Annotated in this window: 2 protein-coding genes; both read right to left on the minus strand. The window is 65.3% G+C overall.

Features of this window, described 5'->3' with window-relative positions:
• Positions 1–521, minus strand: a 521-nt coding sequence (locus ACYVDE_RS21775; protein WP_460503639.1) for a 1-aminocyclopropane-1-carboxylate deaminase/D-cysteine desulfhydrase, incomplete at its 3' end; no start/stop codon positions are given.
• An 85-nt stretch (positions 522–606) separates the two neighbouring features.
• Positions 607–1762, minus strand: a 1156-nt coding sequence (locus ACYVDE_RS21780) for a YfhO family protein (protein ID WP_460503640.1), incomplete at its 5' end; no start/stop codon positions are given.

The raw sequence follows: 1762 nt of genomic DNA on the forward strand, positions 1-1762 counted from the left end.
GCCACGGCCAGCGCATCGAAGGCCACTTGCTGCCGGATTTCGGCTACCAGCTCGGCGCAGCCGGGCAGGGCCAGCGCGTTGGTGCCGCCCTCGGGCAGCACGTAGGCCGGGCCGTATTGCGACTGAACTTCGGCCAGAAACGCGGAGTCATTCCGGCGGCGGTAGGTGCTGCGGTCGAGGTAGTGCAGGGCCATGCCATCGGCGGCAGCCTGGGCCAGCGTGGGGTTGAGGACTGCGCCGGGCGCGGGCAAGTCGCCACGAATCAGGCCGATGGTTTGGAAGTTGAACAGACGGCCCGCGGCGGCTACGGCGGCAATGTGGTTGGAATAGGCCCCGCCGAAAGTGAGCAGCGTGCGCTGGCCCTGCTGCCGGGCGGCGGCGAGGTTGTATTTCAGCTTGCGGGCCTTGTTGCCGGGCAGGTCGGGATGAGCCAGGTCGTCGCGCCACAGCAGCAGCCGCACGCCGCGCGCCGTGGCCGCGGGCTCGTGTAGCTCCTGCAAAAGAGGGTGCGGGGAAGGCATGGAACTCATCGAAACAGGCGAAAAAAAGGGATAAGGAAAACAACGTCTTCCTTATCCCCTCTTCCTTATACCCAGAAAAACAGCCCTACGCCAGCGCAGGTTCGCCGGGCAGCTCGTCGCCGCTGCGCTCCTTGCGGCGCACGGCGTATACTACGGCGCCCAGCAGCACCAGCAAAAGCACCACGCTGGCGCCCAACGACACGCCGTTACCCACGGCGTAGGCTTTGGGCTCGAACTTGAAGTCGATGGTGTGCGTGCCGGCCGGCACCGGCAGGGCGCGTAGCACGTAGTCGACGCGGAAATGCGGCACTGGCTTGCCGTCGAGGTAGGCCTGCCAACCATCGGCGTAATAGATTTCGGAGAATACGGCCAGGCCGTCGTGGGCGGCGGTGGCGCGGTATTTCAGCTCGTCGGGGCTGTACGAGGCCAGGCTGATGGTGGAGCCGGCAATGTCGTAGGTGGCCGCTTTTTGCTGCGGGAACTTGCTGGCATCCACCACGGCCTCGGTGGCGGGGCTGATGGTGTTGAGGGCGGCCATCTCGGCGTCGGGGCTGGCCACGGTTTTGAGGCTGCTCACGAACCAGGCGTTGCCCAGCGCGCCGGGGTTGCGCTGCACCGGCTGCTTGGCGTCGCCGGTGATGAGGTAGCGCATGTTCAGCATGTTGAGCACCTGCTGGTTGCCGGTTGAAATCTGCCGCTCGATGAGGTCCTGGTAGCGGCGCAGCTTGGCCCCGTGGTAGCCGCCAATGCTCTTGTGGAAGTACGACGTTTGCGCCTCATTGAAGGGGTTTTGCATGTTGAGCACGCGGTAGCTCAGGCCCTTATCCTGCAGAATCATCTGGTCGGCAGCGGTGGGCTGAAACTCCTCGGCAATGGTCTGGCTCTGGAACTTGTTCTCGCCGAGGTAGCGCTTGTCCACACCCCACAAATCGACCAGCACCAGCAGCACCATAATGGCGGCGGCCGGCACCACTTTCAGTGTGCCTTTGAGGTGAAAGTACAGCACGCCCAGCGCCGCGCCGATGAACAGCAGCCCGCGCCACACGTCGTTGCGCAGCAGGTCGGCGCGGTCGGCGCGCAGGGCGCTCAGCAGCTCGGGCGTGAAGCCCTGCTTGGTCAGCTCGCCATCAATGGGCGCGGCAAAATCGAAGCTGAAGCTGGCGATATAGGCCAGTCCGCACAGGCCGGCCGTGATGGCACCGGCGTACAGCACTTTGGGCAGCAGGGCCGACGCCTCGGCC

Source organism: Hymenobacter agri, assembly GCF_054778495.1.